General features: G+C 69.7%; 20 protein-coding genes. 11 read left to right on the forward strand and 9 right to left on the reverse strand.

The window, feature by feature from the left end; genetic code table 11:
* Positions 1 to 76 precede the first annotated feature (76 nt).
* From CFB45_RS27515 to CFB45_RS27530, 4 genes are all read right to left on the reverse strand, one after another.
* On the reverse strand, positions 77 to 2,821 hold the full coding sequence (locus CFB45_RS27515; protein WP_089428254.1) for an Hsp70 family protein: 2,745 nt from the start codon (positions 2,819 to 2,821) through the stop codon (positions 77 to 79).
* A 5-nt stretch (positions 2,822 to 2,826) separates the two neighbouring features.
* Positions 2,827 to 4,668, reverse strand: a complete 1,842-nt coding sequence (locus tag CFB45_RS27520) for an Hsp70 family protein (RefSeq protein ID WP_089428255.1) — start codon at positions 4,666 to 4,668, stop codon at positions 2,827 to 2,829.
* Positions 4,665 to 5,252: a DUF2760 domain-containing protein gene (locus CFB45_RS27525; protein WP_089428256.1), complete on the reverse strand. Its 588-nt coding sequence runs from the start codon at positions 5,250 to 5,252 to the stop codon at positions 4,665 to 4,667. Before CFB45_RS27525 ends, CFB45_RS27520 begins: the two co-directional genes overlap by 4 nt.
* Before the next feature lie 251 nt (positions 5,253 to 5,503).
* On the reverse strand, positions 5,504 to 5,944 hold the full coding sequence (locus CFB45_RS27530) for an RrF2 family transcriptional regulator (protein WP_089428257.1): 441 nt from the start codon (positions 5,942 to 5,944) through the stop codon (positions 5,504 to 5,506).
* A gap of 156 nt (positions 5,945 to 6,100) precedes the next feature.
* On the opposite strand from CFB45_RS27530, the gene CFB45_RS27535 reads away from it, so the two are divergent.
* From CFB45_RS27535 to CFB45_RS27555, 5 genes are all read left to right on the forward strand, one after another.
* On the forward strand, positions 6,101 to 7,015 hold the full coding sequence (locus CFB45_RS27535) for an NAD(P)/FAD-dependent oxidoreductase (protein WP_089428258.1): 915 nt from the start codon (positions 6,101 to 6,103) through the stop codon (positions 7,013 to 7,015).
* Positions 7,016 to 7,162: 147 nt separating this feature from the next.
* Positions 7,163 to 8,089: a LysR substrate-binding domain-containing protein gene (locus CFB45_RS27540; RefSeq protein ID WP_089428259.1), complete on the forward strand. Its 927-nt coding sequence runs from the start codon at positions 7,163 to 7,165 to the stop codon at positions 8,087 to 8,089.
* Positions 8,090 to 8,222: 133 nt separating this feature from the next.
* Positions 8,223 to 9,353 (forward strand): DSD1 family PLP-dependent enzyme, encoded by a 1,131-nt coding sequence (locus tag CFB45_RS27545; protein ID WP_089428260.1) that lies wholly within the window; start codon positions 8,223 to 8,225, stop codon positions 9,351 to 9,353.
* A gap of 109 nt (positions 9,354 to 9,462) precedes the next feature.
* Complete coding sequence (locus CFB45_RS27550; RefSeq protein ID WP_089428261.1) at positions 9,463 to 10,434, forward strand: ornithine cyclodeaminase family protein; 972 nt, start codon at positions 9,463 to 9,465, stop codon at positions 10,432 to 10,434.
* A gap of 22 nt (positions 10,435 to 10,456) precedes the next feature.
* Positions 10,457 to 11,179, forward strand: a complete 723-nt coding sequence (locus CFB45_RS27555) for an HAD family hydrolase (protein ID WP_089428262.1) — start codon at positions 10,457 to 10,459, stop codon at positions 11,177 to 11,179.
* Positions 11,180 to 11,307: 128 nt separating this feature from the next.
* Here CFB45_RS27555 and CFB45_RS27560 read toward each other — a convergent pair whose 3' ends face one another.
* Positions 11,308 to 11,925: a glutathione S-transferase family protein gene (locus tag CFB45_RS27560; RefSeq protein ID WP_069250828.1), complete on the reverse strand. Its 618-nt coding sequence runs from the start codon at positions 11,923 to 11,925 to the stop codon at positions 11,308 to 11,310.
* 88 nt (positions 11,926 to 12,013) lie between these two features.
* Complete coding sequence (locus CFB45_RS27565; protein WP_089428263.1) at positions 12,014 to 12,382, reverse strand: hypothetical protein; 369 nt, start codon at positions 12,380 to 12,382, stop codon at positions 12,014 to 12,016.
* A gap of 81 nt (positions 12,383 to 12,463) precedes the next feature.
* Between CFB45_RS27565 and CFB45_RS27570 the strand changes: the two genes are divergently transcribed.
* On the forward strand, positions 12,464 to 12,931 hold the full coding sequence (locus CFB45_RS27570) for a MarR family winged helix-turn-helix transcriptional regulator (RefSeq protein ID WP_089428264.1): 468 nt from the start codon (positions 12,464 to 12,466) through the stop codon (positions 12,929 to 12,931).
* A gap of 36 nt (positions 12,932 to 12,967) precedes the next feature.
* Here CFB45_RS27570 and CFB45_RS27575 read toward each other — a convergent pair whose 3' ends face one another.
* Positions 12,968 to 13,561, reverse strand: coding sequence for a TetR/AcrR family transcriptional regulator (locus tag CFB45_RS27575; protein ID WP_089428265.1), 594 nt, complete (start codon positions 13,559 to 13,561; stop codon positions 12,968 to 12,970).
* A 118-nt stretch (positions 13,562 to 13,679) separates the two neighbouring features.
* Here CFB45_RS27575 and CFB45_RS27580 point away from each other — a divergent pair, with 118 nt between their 5' ends.
* From CFB45_RS27580 to CFB45_RS27595, 4 genes are all read left to right on the forward strand, one after another.
* Entirely contained in the window at positions 13,680 to 14,732 is a 1,053-nt protein-coding gene (locus tag CFB45_RS27580) for a saccharopine dehydrogenase family protein (protein WP_089428266.1), read from the forward strand.
* Entirely contained in the window at positions 14,729 to 15,490 is a 762-nt protein-coding gene (locus CFB45_RS27585) for an isocitrate lyase/PEP mutase family protein (RefSeq protein ID WP_089428267.1), read from the forward strand. Before CFB45_RS27580 ends, CFB45_RS27585 begins: the two co-directional genes overlap by 4 nt.
* A gap of 133 nt (positions 15,491 to 15,623) precedes the next feature.
* Positions 15,624 to 16,181, forward strand: a complete 558-nt coding sequence (locus CFB45_RS27590; protein ID WP_089428268.1) for a carboxymuconolactone decarboxylase family protein — start codon at positions 15,624 to 15,626, stop codon at positions 16,179 to 16,181.
* A 48-nt stretch (positions 16,182 to 16,229) separates the two neighbouring features.
* Entirely contained in the window at positions 16,230 to 17,075 is an 846-nt protein-coding gene (locus CFB45_RS27595) for a helix-turn-helix domain-containing protein (protein WP_089428269.1), read from the forward strand.
* A 30-nt stretch (positions 17,076 to 17,105) separates the two neighbouring features.
* Here the strand turns inward: CFB45_RS27595 and CFB45_RS27600 are convergent, their stop codons facing one another.
* On the reverse strand, positions 17,106 to 18,317 hold the full coding sequence (locus CFB45_RS27600; RefSeq protein WP_089428270.1) for an MFS transporter: 1,212 nt from the start codon (positions 18,315 to 18,317) through the stop codon (positions 17,106 to 17,108).
* Positions 18,318 to 18,387: 70 nt separating this feature from the next.
* On the opposite strand from CFB45_RS27600, the gene CFB45_RS27605 reads away from it, so the two are divergent.
* Positions 18,388 to 19,437 (forward strand): AraC family transcriptional regulator, encoded by a 1,050-nt coding sequence (locus CFB45_RS27605; RefSeq protein WP_089428271.1) that lies wholly within the window; start codon positions 18,388 to 18,390, stop codon positions 19,435 to 19,437.
* Positions 19,438 to 19,513: 76 nt separating this feature from the next.
* On the opposite strand, the gene CFB45_RS39145 is transcribed toward CFB45_RS27605, so the two are convergent.
* Positions 19,514 to 19,681 (reverse strand): hypothetical protein, encoded by a 168-nt coding sequence (locus CFB45_RS39145; RefSeq protein WP_174976067.1) that lies wholly within the window; start codon positions 19,679 to 19,681, stop codon positions 19,514 to 19,516.
* Positions 19,682 to 19,687 lie beyond the last annotated feature (6 nt).

Genomic DNA, 19,687 nt, shown 5'->3' on the forward strand with positions numbered 1-19,687 from the left:
CGGTGAGCGTCAGCCCGCATCGGCAACGCCGCGCAATGCTCCGGCGTCCGAATGATGCCGGAGCACACCGCGCTGCTCACCCCGCCAGCAGCTTCAACCCCGCCGGCAGCGTTTCGCCGAACACACGCACCGTGTCGGCTTCGTCGAACGCGATGGCCTCGCGCACCATGTCGATCCATGCCGCCGACGCATTCGCGGCCGACAGGCGCTTGATCACGGCCTCGCGGGTATCGTCCGGCAGGTCGCGCGAACGGTCTCCGGTCATCCGCGCAATCTGTGCAGCCGCGAACGCAGCCGGTTCAACCTGCTTCCAGTCGAGCGCGAACAGCGCATCGAGCCAGCCGGTGGCGACTTCCGCCGGCACGACACTGTGCGCGCTGCCGTAGAACGGCCGGCGCGCACCGATGCGTCCGAGCGCCCACGCGCACAGCGTGCGCTCCGCCGGCTTCTGCAATTGCGCGATCAACCGCTCGGCCAGCTCGACCTTGCGTTCGACGGGCAGCCGTTCGAGCGACGCGGACAACCGCGTCATATCGGCCGGCCCGACCTTGCCCGGGTCGAACGGCAGCTTGCGCCGCTTGTCGTCGGTCGGTTCGAGGAAGGCGATCGCGTCGCGCACCTGCGTCTGCGCATCGTCGTCGAGGCCGCCGGCCACGCGCCGCCACAGCGTCCACCACTCGGACCACACCTGAGCGTCGGTCACATACTGAATCCCGTCGTCGAACAACGGCCACAGCTGCTCGATGCGCCATGCATCGAGCGGATGCCCGAAGCCCGGGCGCAGGCAATAGCCGGCGAGGTTCAGCCACGCACGTTCGTGATCGGCCGAGCGCCGGCGGCGCCGTGCGCGCGCGAGCAACGCATCGAACAATTCACGCGCGAGCGCAACGTCCCACTCTTCCCGCGCACCAAGCACCTGCTCAAGCTGCGCGCGCAGCCGTCGCGTGTCTTTCGGCGTGACGCCGGCGGCCTTGCTGCCGAACGAGCGCTCGATCAGTTCGAGCGCCTGGTCGAGCCGCGGATGCCGCGCGAGCGCAGCGTCGTCGCCCTGCACGGGCGCATCGCCGCGCAGCTGGAATTCGAGCCGCCAGCGGCGCGATGCATCGTCGGTCGCGATGCAGTGCATTTCGAGCGTGCCGACTTCCGTCAGCGACGCGGTGAGCTTCACCGGTGTTTCGCTCGCATCGCCGCCCACTTTTGCGTCGACGACCGTCGCGATCGGCGGCAGCCGCACGAAATCGCCGCCGTCGAAATCGACGAGATCGCCGGGCCGGTATGCGGTGTCGGCCACCGTCGACACGAGGTGGAAACGCACCGGCTGCCCGAGTTGCAGCGCGAACGTGCGATCGTCGAGCCGGATCTCGTGGCCCTCTTCCGCGCCGCGCGGCAGCAGGCAGACGCCGCGCACGGCCGCGCCTTCGGCACCATCGTCGAGCACGAGGAAATAGCTGCGCGCGGAACCGCCGCCGATGCGCGGCGCATGACCGGCGCGCGCGAGCCCGTAGGCCACCGCGCCGCGCGCGACCGCGACGTCCGGATGCGCGTTGTGCAGCACGTCGAGCGGCGCGCCGCGCCACGCGCCGAGCGTCTGCGCGAGACGGTCGGCGAGCGCGCCCGCGCGGAACACGCCGCCGTTGAGCAGCAGCGTGTCCGGCAGCGGGCCTTCCGCATGACGATTCAGGAACGCGGCGACGTGCCGCGTGACGGCCGCGTCGCTCGCATACGGCAGCCCGAATTCGACGATCGCGGCGCGCGCACGGCGCGGCAACTCGCCGGCTTCGACCTGCGGAAAGAACCCGTCGACGACGATCTGCTCGACTTCCTGCCGCGTCAGCTCGGCCGAGCGCGCGCCGCCGACGAGCTTGCTGCCCGCGCCGAGCAGCGTGACGTTGACGGATTCGGGCGCATCGTCGCCGAGCAGCCGCTCCTTCGCGGCACGGCAACGCTCGACGAGCTGCGACAGGCTCGCGGCCGACAGCCGCGTGCCGGGCTCGGTCAGCCGCGACTCGACCAGGCGCGCGAGCGCGAGGTCCATGTTGTCGCCACCGAGCATCAGGTGGTTGCCGACGCCGACGCGCGTGAAGGTCGGCTCGCCGTCGTCGCCCGGCGCGACATCGACGAGCGTGAGATCGGTCGTGCCGCCGCCGACGTCGCAGATCAGCACGCGGCGCGCAGCGGCAAACGTCTCGCGCAGCGTGTCACGCTGCCCGTACAGCCAGTCGTAGAACGCGGCCTGCGGCTCTTCCAGCAGCCGCAGCGCGGGCAGCTTCGCACGCCGCGCGGCCTCGACCGTCAGCGCGCGCGCGCCGTCGTCGAACGACGCGGGCACCGTCAGGATCACGTCCTGCTTCGCGAGCGGTGCGTCGGGAAAACGGGCATCCCATGCGTCACGCACGTGCGCGAGATAGCTCGCGCTCGCGTCGACCGGCGACACCTTGTCGACGCCGTCGGCCGCGCCCCACGGCAGGATCGCCGCGAGCCGGTCGACCGACGCGTGCGACAGCCAGCTCTTCGCGCTCGTCACGAGCCGGCCCGGCACCTGCGCGCCGAGCGTGCGCGCGTAGCGGCCGATCACGGCCGGCGTCGCACCGGCCGCGCTCGCTTTCGCGTGGGCCACCCACGGCAGCCGCAGCGTGTCCGGCGGCAGCTCGCCCGCCGCCGGGTGATAGCGCACCGACGGCAGCAGCGGCTGCGCGGCCACCGCGCCGGGGCCGACCAGCTGCTCGACGTCGAACACGCGGATCGCGTCGGAACCGGCCTCGACGTATGCGACGACCGTATTGCTCGTGCCGAGGTCGATCCCGACCGTATAGCGCTTCATCGCGCTCAGGCGGCGCCGCGCACGTCGAACTCGACCTTCCAGCGCTCGTCCGTGCCGCTCGGGATCGCCTCGAGTTCGAGCGTGCCGGCTTCGGTCACGCGCGCATGCAGCTTCACGGGCACGACCTCGCCGACGGTGCGCCCTTCGGCGGGCAGCGTCGCCTGGATTTCCTCCAGCTCCTGCAGCTCTTCCGGCGACCAGTAGTCGAGCAGCGTGCCGACCTGGTCCTGGCGGCGCACCGACGAACCGAAGAAGCGGAACTGCACCGGTTCGCCGACGACGAGGCCGAACTCCTGCGGCGGCAGCGCCGCGTCCGAGCCTTCCTCCATGCCGAACGGCGCGACGCACAGCGCCTGCACCGGCGGTTCGAGCCCCGGCACGGCCGGCATCGCAGATTCGATCGCGACGTAGTACGCACGCGCCGTGCCGCCGCGAATGCGCACGCCCCGGCCGCGCTTCACGTAGCCGTAGTACGCGGCGCCGCGCGCGACCGCGAGATCGAGATCCGCGCCTTCGAGCAGGCGCGCGGGCGGCGCGCCTTCAGCGGCGAGCCAGCTGTTGAGCGTATCGAGCACGCGCTGCGTGAGCAGCGTCGACTTGAACACGCCGCCGTTGAACAGCACGGCGGTCGGATGCAGGAACGTCGCGCCCTGCGGCAGCGTGCGCTGCACGCCTTCGAGCGAGTCGAGCGCCGCGACCTGACGGCCGAGGAACGCCGCGAGATGGCGCGTGATGCCCGCGTCCTGCGCATACGGCAGGCCGAGCTGCGTCAGGCCGACACGGGCGCGGCTCACCGGGCGCGCGGCCGCGTCGACTTGCGGGAAGAAGCCTTCGAGGATCGTCTGCGTGAGTTCGGCGCGCGTCAGCTCCGTGCGGATCGACCCGCCGATCAGCTTCGAGCCGCGGCTCGGCACGACGAGCGGCACCGCGTCGGTCGTCGGGTCGGACAGCAGCGTTTCCTTCGCGGAACGGCATGCGTACGTGAGCGCGCGCAGTTGCCACGGATCGGCCTGCGTGCCCTGCTGCGCGAGCTTGCGCGCGACGACGTGCGCGAGCGCGAGGTCCATGTTGTCGCCGCCGAGCAGGATGTGCTCGCCGACCGCCACGCGATGCAGTTCGAGATTGCCGTCGCGCTCGACCACCGCGATCAGCGACAGGTCGGTCGTGCCGCCGCCGACGTCGACGCACAGGATCAGGTCGCCGACCTGCACCTGCTTACGCCAGCCGCCCTGGCTCTTCTGGATCCAGCTGTACAGCGCGGCCTGCGGCTCTTCGAGCAGCGTCATCCGCGAGTAGCCGGCGGCGCGGGCGGCCTCGGCCGTCAGTTCGCGCGCGGCCGGGTCGAACGACGCGGGGATCGTGACCGTCACGTCCTGGTCGGCGAACGGCGCGTCGGGATGCGCGTGGTCCCACGCTTCGCGCAGGTGCGTCAGGTAGCGGATCGAGCTTTCCAGCGGCGACACGCGCGCCACTTCCGGCGGCGCATCGCTCGGCAGGATCGCCGCGCGGCGGTCGACGCCCGGGTGGCACAGCCAGCTCTTCGCGCTCGACACGAGGCGGATCGGCGTGCCGGCGCCGCGCGTGCGCGCCATTTCGCCGACTGCGAAAGCGCGCGAGGCCGTCCACGGCAGCGTCAGGTCGCCTTGCGTGAGTTCGCTTTCATGCGGCAGGTAAAGGAACGACGGCAGCAGGTCGCGCGACTCCAGCGCGCCGGGCGCGGTGAGCTGCGCGATCGGCAGCACCTGCTGCGTGATGGTTTCGCCGTCGCTCGCGGCGCTGTCGACATACGACAGCGCGCAGTGGGTCGTCCCGAGATCGATACCGATCGAATAGCGCGGATCGCTCACAGTTCCACCTCCGCCGGTGCGACGACCGACGCGTCGTGGCTGCCCGTCAGCTTCGGCAGGCGCACGTCGGCGACCCGCCAGCCGCGATGGCTGACCGTGCCCGTGAACGGCGCGGCGCCGACCACGTTGCCGGTCACGCGCACGGCCGTCGCGTCGAAACCGGCCGGCAGCGTCACGCGGCTGCCTTCGGCTTCGTCGCGCACCGGCACGATCGTGAAATGTTCGCGCAGCGCGGCACGGCAGCCGTCGTGCACGAGGCGTGCGGCCGCGCCGATGTCGGCGTCCGCGTAGCCGGCGATGTCTTCCTCGACGAAGTCGATGAAGCGCGCATCGCGCTGCAGCAGGCCGAGCAGTTGCAATGCAGCCTGCGGGCTCGCCTCGCTCAGCTCGGGCGCCGGCGCCTTCACGGGCGCGGCGGCAGGCGCCGGGGCCGGGGCCGCGGCGGGGGCCGGCGCGACCGGGGCCGGGGCGCCATCGCGCACGCGCAGCACGCCGGCCGCGAACTCGCGGTTGCCGAGCACGGAGAAGAACGTGCCGACGGCCAGCGACAGCCGGCCGAAGAAGGACAGGTTGGATTCGGGCATGGGGTCTGGACTCCTGTGGGCTCGCGACTGGGCGAGCGTTTCTTGCCTGGGCGCCCGGCGGCAGCGTGCGGATGGCGCACTGGCGCCGCCCGGCGCGTGATTCGGTCGCGCCCTCGCGGGTGCGGAAAACCCGTATTTTGCCCTGTGGCGGGCGAACCGGGCAGAAGTTGGGGGACAGAACATCGCGGCGCGGTGTTTTCGGCCGCGTCGGCGCGCGCGTTGGCGACGCCCGACGGCGATGCTGCGGTGCGTCAGCGCGGCTTGCGCCGCTTCGCGTGCTTCGCGTCGAAATCGCGCGACAGCATGCCGAGCGTGACTTCGCCGAAGCGGGCGAGCAGCGTCGTCTCGGCCTCCTTCAGCGTGGCCGACAGGTGCGCATTGACGGCCTGCTCGACCAGGCATTCGGCCTCGTCGTCGGTCACCAGATCGGAGAACAGCGGCGGCTCGCCCACCGCGCGATAGACGTCGAGCAGCGTGATGTCGTCGAGCGCGACGCTCAGCACCCAGCCGCCGCCATGCCCCTTCTCCGACTGCACGTAGCCGCAGTCGCGCAAGCCGCCGAGCAGGCGCCGCACGACGACCGGGTTCGTGCACAACATCGTCGCGATCGCGTCGGACGTCATCGGGCCGTCGGCCTGATCCAGGTGGATCAGCGCATGCAGCATCCGCGACAAGCGGCTATCGGTTCTCACGAGCGGTGCTCCCCTCTCTCGAAACTTTTGAAGTTGCGTGAATGATACCATCGCCCTATCATGCAACTTCTCGTGTTTCTTGAGTTGGGTTGAGTTGAGACGACCACCATCGGAGCACGTCCGTCATTCACGCAGGTTCAGGAAAGGAGTCGGTGCATGCATGGCCATCATGAAGTGATCGTGATCGGCGGCAGCTTTGCAGGGCTGTCGGCCGCGATGCAGCTTGCGCGGGCGCGCCGCCGCGTGCTCGTGATCGATGCCGGCCGGCCGCGCAACCGCTTTGCCGCGCACGCGCACGGTTTTTTCGGGCAGGACGGCAAGCCGCCCGCGCAGATCGTCGACGAAGCCGCCGCGCAGCTCGCCGCGTACCCCACCGTGCAGCGGATCGCAGGCGACGTGCGCACGGCCGAGCGCGATGCGGACGGCCGCTTCCACGTGACGCTCGCCGACGGCAGCCGGGCGAGTGCCGACCGGTTGATCCTCGCGACCGGTATCCGCGACGAATTGCCTGCACTGCCGGGGCTTGCGGAACGCTGGGGTGTCAGCGTGCTGCATTGTCCGTACTGCCACGGATACGAGGTGAGCGGCCAGCGGCTCGGCGTGCTCGCCACGCATCCGCTGTCGGTGCATCAGGCGATCCTGATTCCGGACTGGGGCCCGACGACGTGGTTCACGCAGGACGTGGTCGAAGCGAACGAAGAAGAAGCCGCGTTGCTCGATGCGCGCGGCGTGCGCATCGAGCGGTCGCCGGTCGTGGAAATCCTCGGCGATGCGCCGCGGATCGATGCGTTGCGGCTCGCCGACGGGCAGGTCGTGCCGATCGATGCGCTGTTCGTCGGCGCGCACACGGCGATGGCGAGCGATCTCGCGCAGCAGCTCGGCTGTGCATTCGACGACGGGCCGCTCGGCCCGGTCGTGCGCGTCGATGCAATGAAGCAGACGAGCGTCGCCGGCGTGTTCGCGGCCGGCGACGCGTCGACGCCGATGACCAACGCAACGTTCGCATCGGCGTCGGGGGTGATGGCCGGGGTCGCCGCGCACCGGTCGCTGATTGTCGGGCTCGGCCGGTAACGGTGCGTGGCGCCGCGGGCCGTGTCATTCGAAGCAGCCAGGCAATCCGATTCGATGCGCGACCGACGCGATCCACAGCAGCATCGATGGATTCGCGTCGCGATGTGCGGTTTAATGCTCGGCACACCCAGCATTAAGAGAAACGAAATGCTCGACCTCGACGACCTTCGACTCGTCCGCGCGATCGGCACGTCGCGCTCGCTGGCCGCGGCCGCGCGGCTGCTCGATCTCACGCCGCCCGCGATCACGATTCGGCTGCAGCGGATGGAAGCGCGACTGAACGCACGGCTCGCCGTGCGGCAGCCGAAAGGGATCGCGCTGACCGACGAAGGGCAACGGCTGTACCAGGAAGCCGTCGACATCCTCGAGCGCGTGGAGGCGCTGCCGGTCAGCATCTCGGGCGACCACGGCGACGTGCGCGGCACGCTGCGCGTCGTCGCCCCGCTCGGCTTCGGCCGCAAGTACGTCGCGCGGATCGTGCGCGACGTGCAGCGCGCGCATCCGAAGCTCGACATCGCGCTCCACCTGTCGGAGAGCCCGTTGACCAGCGCGCCGGGCGCCGACGTGGTCGTTCACGTCGGCAGCCTCAAGTCGTCGTCGTGGATCGGGTATCCGCTCGCGCCCAATGACCGCTTTCTGTGCGCGAGCCCCGCCTATGCGCGCCGCATCAAGGAACTGAACCATCCGTCCGACCTGGCCCGCTACGACTGCCTGTGCCTGCGCGAGAACGACGAGGACATCCCGCGCTGGCGCTTCTCGCAAGGCGGCGACGTCAAGGGCGAACCGCGCCGGTCCGCCGTGATCCGCGTGACCGGCGCGCTGTCGTCGAACGACGGCACCGTCATCACGGATTGGGCGCTGGCCGGGCTCGGGATCGTCGAGCGCTCCGAGTGGGACGTCGCGCCGCTGCTGGCGAACGGCAAGCTCGTCCGGTTACTGCCCGACTGGCACCTGCCGCCCGCCCCCGTGACGGCGCTGCTGCCGTCGCGCACCGGCCGCTCCGCACGGCAACGGGTGTTTCTCGAAGCCGCGACGCGGTTTCTCAGCCCGCCGCCGTGGCGCGGCGACGCGTGAGCCGCGCCACGGTCCATGCGATTCTTTCGATTCGATTAAACAGCCTTTAATGCCGGATTAGCGATGCGTTAAACCCGAGACTCATCGACGGCCCTACAGTGTCCACATCGGCAACCCTCCGAGGCAACGCATCGTGGACCTTCAAACCCTCAACACCCCGACCGCCCTGATCGACGTCGGCCGCATGCAACACAACATCGGCCGCATGCAGGCGCATCTGGACGCACTCGGCGTCAGGTTCCGGCCGCACGTCAAGACCACCAAATGCACGCACGTCGTCGATGCCCAGATCGCGGCCGGCGCGCAGGGCATCACGGTGTCGACGCTCAAGGAAGCCGAACAGTTTTTCGCGCACGGTATCCGGGACATCGTCTACGCGGTCGGCATGGTGCCCGCGAAGCTGGGCCAGGCGCTCGCGCTGCGCCGGCAGGGCTGCGACCTGAAGCTGGTCGCCGACAGCCTGCCGGCCGCGCACGCGATCGCCGAATTCGGGCGCGCGCACGACGAGCGCTTCGACGTGTGGATCGAGGTCGACGTCGATGGTCACCGCTCCGGGATTCCGCCCGACGCCGACCTGCTGATCGACGTGGGCCGCGCGCTGGTCGACGGCGGGATGGTGCTCGGCGGGGTGCTCGCGCACGCGGGCTCCAGCTACGAATACAACACGCCCGACGCGCTGGCGGCGATCGCCGAGCAGGAACGCAGCCGCACCGTGCGGGCGGCGGAGCGCCTCCGGGCCGCCGGGCTGCCCTGCCCGGTCGTGAGCATCGGCTCGACCCCCACCGCCCTCGCGGCGGAACACCTCGAAGGCGTGACCGAAGTGCGCGCCGGCGTGTACGTGATGTTCGACCTCGTGATGCACAACATCGGCGTGTGCGACCTGTCCGACATCGCGCTGTCGGTGCTGACCACCGTCATCGGGCACCAGGAAGAGAAAGGCTGGGCGATCGTCGACGCCGGCTGGATGGCGATGAGCCGCGACCGCGGCACGCAGCGCCAGGCGCACGACTTCGGCTACGGGCAGGTTTGCACCGAACAAGGCGACGTGCTCGGCGACTACGTGATGAGCGCCGCCAACCAGGAGCACGGGATCGTGTCGCGGGCAGGCACGCCCGACGCCGGCATCGCGCAACGGTTTCCGATCGGCACCCGCCTGCGCATCCTGCCGAATCACGCGTGCGCCACCGGGGCGCAACATCCCGAATATCAGGCGATCGGCGAAGACGGCGGCGCGCAGACGTGGCCGCGCTTCTACGGGTGGTGAGCAAAACCGCGCACCCGCGCCGTCCCGTCGATTCATTGACTATTTGTCCAAATCTGGACAAAATTTAAACCACCCTGATTTGCCTGGCGCCGAAAGCGCTTGCCCGAACATGCCGACCGACGACCGACTCCTGCTTCTCGACCGCGATACCGTCGCGCCCGCCCTCCAGGCCGCGCAAGTGACAGCGGCCGTTCGCGAAGCCTTCGTGCTGCATAGTCAGCGGGCCGGACGCGTGTTCCCGGTGGTGCGCGAGAAGCTGCACACCGGCGGCGTGTTCGGCATCAAGTCGGGCGATGTCGCGAATCAGGATCTGCTCGGTTTCAAGGCGGCCGGATTCTGGCCCGGCAACCGCGGGCTCGGCGGCGAACCGCATCAGGCCACCGTCGCGCTGTTCGACCCGGCCACGGGCCGCCCGCTGTGCATCATGGACGGCAATGCGATCACCACCGCGCGAACCGGCGCCGCCGGCGGCCTCGGTCTGCAACTGCTCGCGCGTCGCGACAGCGCGCGAATCTGCGTGTTCGGCACCGGCGTGCAGGCGCGCGTCCAGCTCGACTACGCACTCGGGCTGCTGCCGCAACGGTGCACCGTGCAGTACGTGAACGTCAGCGGCGAGCCCGACCCGGTGTTCGAATCGGCCTTCCGGGAACGATGCACGATCGGCGTGGCGCGCGACCGGAACGACGCGGTGGCCAATAGCGACGTGGTGATCACGGCAACGCCCGGTGGCGGCGCGCTGTTCGACGCGGATGCGGTGCAGCCGGGCACCCACCTGACCTGCGTGGGCGCCGATACCGCCGGCAAGCGCGAACTGCCGGCAGGCGTGCTGGACCGCGCGCGGATTTTCGTGGACGATCACGACCAGGCGCGCAGCATCGGCGAGTGCCAGTGGGCGCCCGATTTGCCACGCACGGAAATCGGTGACATCCTCGCGGGAACCGCGACGGTCGACCGCGCGCCGCACGAGATCACCGTCTTCGACATGACCGGGCTCGCGCTGCAGGACCTGACCGTCGCACGCTTCCTGTATCGGCAGGCCCTCGAAAACGGCACCGGAATCTCCATTCCGTGGCCCTGGTAAACGAAACCCTCCGTCAACCTCCATGCGTCTCACCCAAGTTTCCGCGCTCTCGTTCGACCTGGACGACACCCTGTGGCCGTTCGGGCCATCCGTCGTACGGGCCGAAGGGGAGCTTCGCACGTGGCTGATCGAGCACGCGCCCGGTACCGAGCGGGTGCTGTCCACGCAGCAGGCGCTCAGCGACTTGCGTGAGGAATACGAACGATTGTGTCCCGATCTTGCCGGCGACTTCCGCGCGATGAGAATCGGCTCGATCCGGCTTGCACTGGAGCGCGCGAACGAAGATGTCGCGCTCACCGACCGTGCGTACGCAGCGTTCTATGCCGCACGCAACCGGGTTGAATTCTACGAAGATGCGTTGCCGGCGCTCACGTGGTTGAGTGCGCGGTTTCCGTTGATCGCGGTGACCAACGGCAACGCGGATCTGCGGCTGACCGGCGGCGGCGAATTCTTTCGTGCGACGCTCAGCGCGCAAGCGTTCGGCGTCGCGAAGCCGGAGCCCGGGATATTTCATGCGGCGGCAGAAACGCTCGATGTGCGGCCGGCGGAACTGCTGCATGTCGGCGACGATTACCACCTCGATATCGTCGGCGCATTGAACGCGGGGCTTCAGGCGGCGTGGGTAGTGCGCGATACGCATCCGGAAGCGGAGCGTGTGCAGCAGCAGGCCGCGACGCCGCACGTCACGCTCAGCGACCTGTCGATGCTGTGCCGCATGCTCGGCGGGCCTGACGACGTGGCGTGAGCACCTGCGTGCGCCGCGTTCGCGACGCACGCTTCATCATCATGAAACGCGGCAAGACTGCCGCTCGCCGACCGCACCAACGTAACGGTCGGCCGTGCCGATGCAACGCATGACCGGCCGCCGCCCGTTCACGCCGCCTTGCGCGCATCCGCGATCCGCTGCGGCGCCTTCGGCCGCGCATACAGCCGTTCGAGATACGCACGCAACTGCGGAAACGGTTCGATCAGGTTGCACTCGCCGGCCCAGTCGATCAGGTAAGCCGTCACGCAATCGGCCACCGTCAGCGTGTCGCCGACGATGAACTCGCGGCCTTCGAGATGCTTGTCGAGGATCGCGGCCATCGTCCTGAAATCCTCGCGCGCCAGTTCGATGTCGGCCGGCGAGCGCTTCTCCGGCGGATAGATGAACGAGTGCCGGGTGATCCGCCACAGCGGCTGCTCGAGCTCCGTCACCGCGAACATGACCCACCGGTAAGCTTCGGCCCGCAGCGCCGGATCGACCGGCAGCAGTGCCTTCTCCGGGTACTTGTCCGCGAGATACAGTACGATCGCGGCCGATTCGGGAATCACGAGGTCGCCGTCCACCAGCACGGGCACCTTGCCAGCCGGATTGAGGCGCAGGAATTCGGGCCGCTTGTGTTCGCCCTGGAGCAGGTTCACCGAGATGAACTCGAAATCGGCATCCAGTTCCTTCAGCCCCCACAGCGCGCGTTGCGAGCGGGTGCCGGCAAATCCGTAAAGCTTCATCGCCAGTCTCCATCCAGAATGTCGGGAAAACGCCCACCTGCCGGCCACGGCGCATCGCCGATACACGGCGCCGGGCCTCGCGCGTCGTTCACGCGCCGGGAATCGCCAGCACCGGCATCACGTCGATCGCCACGCCCGGGAACAGCGTGAAATGCGGATGGCCTTCGAACAGCGCGGCCGCGGCTTCGTGCGAGGCCGCCCGCACGACGGTGAAGCCGCTCATCGCGTTCGCCGTGTCCTTGACACCGGCGGCATCGATGGTCTTCGTCTTGCCGAGCGGGCCGCCCATCTCGACGATCGCGTCGCGATGCCGGTCGACCCACGCATGCCATGCGGCGATGCCGTCGCGCTCGCGCGTGCGCCGCTCCTCGTCCGGCAGCGCCATCCACGCCTTCATCGCCGGGCTCTCCTTCGTCCCGAGAAATACCGCGAGATACAACTGCTGTTGAGCACTCATGCTGTCCCCTCCGGTGACGGACGCGACGGGCTGCCGCGCCTCGACCTTGACAAGATAGGTTGATATCAACACAATTGCAACATGGCACGAAAAGAAAAGCTCCCCTTCGAAACGACGCTGATGGTGCGCGATTGCTGCCTGTGCCTGCACATGCAGCGCGCGGCGCGCAATCTTGCGCGGATCTTCGACGATGTGCTGCGCCCGCTGGATCTCACCAACGGCCAGTTTTCGCTGCTGATGTCGCTGAACCGGCCCCAGCCGGCGCCGATGAAATCGGTCGCGTCGCTGCTCGCGATGGACCGCACCACGCTCACGGCCGCGCTCAAGCCGCTCGAGCGGCGCGGCCTGGTCACGATCATCCAGGATCCGGACGACCGGCGCAGCCGCCTGCTCGAACTGACGCCGGCCGGCCAGGACCTGCTGGCCGCGGCGTTTCCGCTGTGGCAGCAGACGCATGCCGAGATCGAACGGCCGTTCGCGCCGGGGGAAGTCGATCAGTTGCGCGGCCAGTTACGCGCGCTGTCGGTCGATCCGGCCGCGCGCGACTGAACCGGACCGGCGCGCGGATCGCCGCGGCCGGGCGGCTTACTTGCGGCCCTTCTTCGGCAACAGCAGTTGCGCGAATTCCTGCAGGAAAGCCACGGGCCCATGCGCATGCAACGCCTGCCCGCTGCTCAGCGCGCCGTCGATCACGGTCGCAAGCCGCAGCGCGAAGGTCTCCGGCTCGTCGACGCCCATCGCATCCGCCAGCTCGGTCAGCCGGCGCCGCAATTCCTGCTTGTGCGCGACGGCCACCTTGCGGGCCGGATGGTTGCCGTCCGCGTATTCGGCGGCGATGTTGATCTGCGGGCAGCCGCGATAGCCGGGCCGCGCAATGCGCTCGCCGATCCATTGCAGTTGCGCGTCCAGTTCCTCGCGCGGCGCGCGCCGGTACTGCGTGGCCACCGCATCCCAATGCGCCCAGAAATCGGCGTCCTCGCGCAGCAGAAACGCCTCGATCAGGTCGTCCTTCGTCGCGAAGTAACGATAGAGGCTCGTCTTCGCCACGCCTGCCTGCGCGACGATCAGGTCCACGCCGACCGCGCGTGTGCCCTCCCGGTAGAACAGCTCGCTCGCCGTCTGCAGAATGCGTTCGCGCGTATCGGGCGCGCTCCCTGGTGTGCCTGTTTCCTTTTTCATCCCGACCCGGCCTGGCTGGCCGCCCACTCCCTCAACAGTGAGCCGATCATAGCACCGCACGCTTGACGACGCTACAGGTCTGTACTATAAAACATACCGTTCTGTATCGGAGTTGATCATGGATGATCGAATGACGGTTGCAGTCTATGGCGCCACGGGTCATACCGGGCGGTTCGTCGTCGCCGAACTGGCCCGGCGCGGCCTGCGCGCGATCCGCATCGGGCGCGACGCCGCGCGGCTCGCGGAGGACGGCGGCGATACGGCGCTCGCGCTCACGCGCGTCGCCGCGATCGACGATCCGGCCGCGCTCGACGCCGCATTGCGCGGCGCGGCCGCGGTGATCAACTGCGCGGGCCCGTACCTCGATACCGCGCTGCCGCTGGCCGATGCCGCGCTGCGGGCCAGCATCCCCTATCTCGACCTGACCGCCGAGCAGCCGTCGGTGCTGGCACTGGCCGAACACTGCGATGTGCGGGCGCGCGCGGCGGGCGTGACCATCGTGCCGGCCGCGGCGTTCTACGGCGGCCTGGCCGACCTGCTCGTCACCGCCGTCGTCGACCAGAACCAGCCGATCGAGCGCGTCGACATCGCGACCGGGCTCGACCGCTGGCACCCGACGCGCGGCACGCGCGTGACCGGCGAACGCAATCGCGCGGTGCGGCTCGTGCAGAAGGCCGGCAAGCCGACGCCGGTGCCGTCGACCGCACGCGAACGCGCATGGCCGTTCCCGCCGCCGATCGGCCGCGTCGACGTGACGCTGCTGCCGTTTTCGGAAGTGATGACACTGTCGCGTCACCTGCGCATCGATACGATCGAATCGTGGCTCGCCACCGTCGCGCTGCGCGACGTGCGCGATGCCGCCACGCCGCCGCCCGAGCCGACCGACGCGCTGGGCCGCTCGGCGCAGCAGTTCGCGATGGACGCGATCGTCGTGCAGGGCGGCACGACGCACCGCGCGACGGCATCCGGGCAGGACATCTACGCCGTCAGCGCACCGATCATCGTCGAGGCGGCCGTGCGCCTGATCGCGGGCGACACCGGGGTGTCGGGCGGCGTGCGCAGTCTCGGCGAGCTGTGCGACGCACGCGATTTCCTCGCGGCGCTCGATTCGGTGGCAGTATCGTTCGGCACGACAACCGATCCGGTTTTCAACCAGGAGACGCAAGCATGAGCAGCAATGAGAAAGGCGCATATTTCCGTTCGCTTCACCGTGCGGGCCAGCCGCTGGCGCTGTTCAACGTGTGGGACGCCGGCAGCGCGCGCACGGCGGCCGATGCGGGCGCCGTCGCACTGGCGACCGGCAGCTGGTCGGTCGCGGCGGCCAACGGTTTCGGCGACGGCGAGCAGATGCCGCGCGCGCTGATGATGGACGTGCTCGAGCGGATCACGCGCGCGACCAACCTGCCCGTCACCGTCGATCTCCAAAGCGGGTACGGCGAGCGGCCGGAAGATGTCGCCGAAACGATCGCGCTCAGCATCAAGGCCGGCGCGATCGGCTGCAACCTCGAGGACAGCTTCCCGGCGACAGGCGAATTGCGTGACGTCGACGCAGCGGCGGCTCGTCTCGCGGCAGCCCGGCAGGCCGCGGATCGCGCGGGCACCGACTATTTCATCAACGCGCGCACCGACGTGTTCTTCACGGCGCCGGCCGACACGCACGACGAACGCCTGCTCGACGCCACGCTGGCCCGCGCTCGCGCGTATGCCGCGGCCGGTGCCGATGGGCTGTTCGTGCCGGGGCTGGGCTCGCCTGCGCTCATTCGCGCGCTGACGGCCGCGTCGCCTCTGCCGGTGAACGTGATGCGCGTCACGGAGACGCCGACGCTCGCCGAATTCGCGGAATACGGCGTGGCCCGCATCAGCCACGGGCCGTATCCGTACCTGCAGGCGATGAAGACGCTGGCGGAGATGGTCAGGCACGGCGGCTGACAGCTTCGCGGAGCGGTCGGCGTCACACGCGCACCGAACGATTACATCCCATGTAATTGGCGCACGACACGGCCGCTCCTACGCTTCGGGTGTCGCGCCGCCATTCCGGCGGCGCTCCTCCCCCGGAGACATCATGTCCGCCTACCCGCTTCACACCATCGACTCGGCACCGGCCGCCTCAAAGCCCGTCCTCCTGCAGCTCCAGCACACCTTCGGCGTCGTCCCGAACATCGCCGCGGCCATGGCCGCGTCGCCGGTGCTGATCAACGGCTTCATCGGCCTGTTCGAGCGCGTGCACGCGAGCAGCCTCACCGAGCCGCAGATCCAGACGCTCCTGCTCACCAACGCGGTCACGAACGCGAGCGAATGGCCGGTCGCGTTCCATACCGCGCTGGCGCTGAAACAGGGGGTGACCCACGCCGACGTCGACGCGATCCGCCGCGGCGCCCTGCCCGGCGACGCGACCCTGGCCGCGCTGTCGGCCACCGCACGCAAGCTGATCGACACCCGCGGCCGCCTGCCCGAGGCCGACCGGCAGGCGTTCCTCGACGCCGGCTTCAGCGCCGAACAGTTGCTGGAAGTGATCGCGGTGGTCGCTGCGTCGACGATCACGAACTACGTCGGCAGCGTGACGCAGCCCGCGCTCGAAGCGCCGTTCGACGCATTCGCATGGCAGGCGAACGCCGCGTGAGTCCGATATAGTCGATCGCGTCGCTCACGGAACGCCCAGGGAGGCACGATGAACGCCAGCCGCCGCGAACCGCACGCGCCGCCGCACGAACTCGGCCAGTTGCTGCGCTACTGGCGCGACGTGCGCGGCGTGAGCCAGCTCGACCTGTCGCTCGACGCGGGCATCTCGCAGCGCCAGATCAGCTTCATCGAAAGCGGACGCAGCGTGCCGGGCCGCGACACGCTGCTGACGCTCGCGCAAACGCTGGACGTGCCGCTGCGCGAGCGCAACGCGCTGCTGCTCGCGGCCGGGTATGCACCGGTGTATTCGGAAGCGCCGTGGGATGCGCAGGAGATGCAGGGCGTGATCGGCGCGCTCGAACGCGTCGTGCGCCAGCACGATCCGTTTCCGGCGATCGTGATGGATCGCCACTGGAACGTGCTGATGACCAACGACGCGGCGCCGCGCTTCTTTGGCTGCTTCATCGACATGGCCGCGCGCGACGGCCCACGCAACCTGCTGCGCCTGATGTTCGATCCGCAGGGGATGCGGCCGTTCCTGGCCGACTGGGAGACGGTGTCGCGCAGCCTGCTGCAACGCGTGCAGCGCGAAGCGGTCGGCCGCGTGATCGACGACGAGACGCGGCAGCTGCTCGACGACCTGCTCGCGAGCCCCGATGCGCCGCGCGACTGGAAAACGCCGCCGGCGCCGGCTGCCGCACCATCACTGCCGGTCATCCCGATCGGCTTCGTGCATGAAGGCGTCGTGCTGCGTTACTTCTCCTTGGTCACGACGGTAGGGACGCCGCAAAGCGCCGCCGCGCAGGAGTTGCGCATGGAGTGCATGTTCCCCGCCGACGACGCGACCGAAGCACGCCACCGGCAGTTGCTCGACACGCACGCCCCGGTGCGCTGAGCGGCGGGCCGGGCGGCCCGCCGGTGCAACTCATTCCGCCAGCGCGGACACCACGCCGACACGCTTGGGCACGCCGGTCACGATCGTCGCGACCGCGACGGCCAGCACGACGGCCGCGGCAACGAACACGCCGGCCGCCCCGTTCGCGTCGAACACGACGCCGCCGGCCGCCGCGCCCGTCGCGATCGCGAGCTGGATCGCCGCGACGATCAGCCCGCCCGCACTCTCGGCTTCATCGGGCACGGTGCGCGTGACCCACGTCGACCACGCGACGGGCACGCCGCCGAACGCCATCCCCCACAACGCGACGAGCACCGCGTCGATCATCGGCGCGCGGCCGAGTGCGACGAGCGCGACGCCGAGCACGACCATCAGCGCGGGCATGCCGATCAGCATCGGCCGCAACCGGTGTTCGAGCACGCGGCCGGCAAGCGACGTGCCGACGAAGTTCGCGATGCCGTAGCCGAGCAGGATCGCCGACAACCCGTTCACGCCGACGCCCGCGACCTGTTCGAGGAACGGCCGCAGGTACGTGAAGAACGCGAAGTGCCCGGTGAACACGAGGATCGTCGCGAACATGCCGAGGCCGACGGTCGGCCGGCGCAGCACGTCGATCAGCGTGCGCAGCCGCGTCGTGCCGCTCGGCGGCATCGACGGCAGCGTGAGGATCTGCGACACGAACGCAATGCCGCCAAGCGCAGCCGCGATCAGGAACACGTTGCGCCAGCCGATCAGGTGACCGAAGTAGCTGCCCATCGGCGCGGACGCGATCGTCGCGACCGCCACGCCGCTGAAGATGATCGACAGCGCACGCGGCACCATCGCCGTCGGCACGAGCCGCATCGCGGTGGCGGTGGCCATCGTCCAGAAGCCGCCGAGCGCGATGCCGAGCACGACGCGGCCGACCAGCAGCATTGCCAGGTTGGGCGCGAACGCGACCGCCAGGTTCGACGCGACGAGCAGCACCGAGAACACGAGCAGCACGCGCCGCCGGTCGATCGTGCGCGTCAGCGCCGAGATCAGCAGGCTCGTGACGAGCGCGACCGTCGCGGTGGCCGTGACGGCCTGCCCGGCCACGCCTTCGGTCACGCCGAGGCTGTCGGCCATCGGCGTCAGCAGGCTCGCCGGCAGGAATTCGGCCGTGACGAGCCCGAACACGCCGAGCGTCATCGCGAATACCGCGCCCCAGGCCGGTTCGCGGGGGGCCGCCGTCGAGGCGGCCGTGGAGGTTCCGGGATTCATGCGTGGTTCCGTGTCGGTTAGGGAAAGTACTGATGAGGGCGTATCGTAAGGAACCACGTCAGGACGGTCTATGACATACAATCCGTTCTTGTTGATCGTTCGTCCGAATCTCGAAATGTCCGAGCCCCTTCTGCCCCCGATTCCCGACGTGCACGACCTCGTCAGCGAGCTGCTGCTGGGGATGCGCCTGAGCGGCGTCCAGTACCGCCGCATCCAGGTCGCACGGCCGTTCGGGCTGAATTTCGGCCACGTGACGGGCCGCGCGCAGTTCCATTTCGTCGGGCGCGGGCCCGTGCTGCTGCGCGACGCGTCGGGCGCCACAATGCGGCTCGAAGCCGGCGACGCGATCCTGCTGCCGCACGGCGGCATGCACGCGCTGGTGTCCGACCCCGATGCACCGTGCCGCGAGATCAACGGCTTCGAGGTCGCGAAAATCTGCGATACGGTCGCGTCGGTGGCATCGGCCGGCGTGTCGCCCGCCCGTTGCGCGACGACCGAGCCGGGCGCCGGCGATGCGCTGATCTTCAGCGCGTGCATGGAGCTCGATCTCGGCGGCATGCAGCCGCTGGTCGGCACGATGCCCGAGTTCATGCACGTCGGCACGCTGCTCGCGCGCTACCCGGAAATCCGCCCGATGCTCGACGCCATGGAGCGCGAAGCGTGCTCGGCGCGCGCGGGTTTCGCGGGCATCCTCGCGCGGCTCGCGGATGTGGTCGCGGCGTTCATCGTGCGCGGCTGGGTCGAATGCGGATGCGGTGATGCGACGGGCTGGGTGCAGGCGCTGCGCGAACCGAAGCTCGGCCGCGCGATCGTCGCGCTGCATCGCGACCCGGGCCGCAACTGGAGCGTGGCGGAACTCGCGACCGAAGCGGGCGTGTCGCGTTCGGTGTTCGCCGAACGCTTTCTCGCGGCCACCGGGATGACGCCGGTGCGCTACCTGACCGAGCTGCGGATGCGGCTCGCCGCGCAATGGATCACGCGCGACCACGAGACGATCGAGGCCGTCGCGTACCGGCTCGGCTACGGCTCGCTCGCCGCGTTCAGCCGCGCGTTCAAGCGCGTGGTGGGCAAGCCGCCCGGCGCCGTGCGCGCGGACGGCGAGGTGCGCGTCGAAGCGTAGTGTGTGACGCGGCGCGCATGATGCCGGCCGCGCCACCAGGCGTCGTCGCCATCGACGTCACGCGTAATGGCAGCGTTCAGTCGCTGCGCGCTTCCAGCTTGTCGATCAGCGCCGTCGCGCACTGCACGGCAAGCGCCGCGCACTGCTCCACGTCCACGACCGCGCCGCTCGCCACGGTGCCTTGCACGATCCGGCCCAGCAATTCCTTCGAGAGATCGGCGATCTCGTGATCCCGTTCCGTCATGATGTT

Source organism: Burkholderia sp. HI2500 (assembly GCF_002223055.1).
GTDB lineage: Bacteria > Pseudomonadota > Gammaproteobacteria > Burkholderiales > Burkholderiaceae > Burkholderia.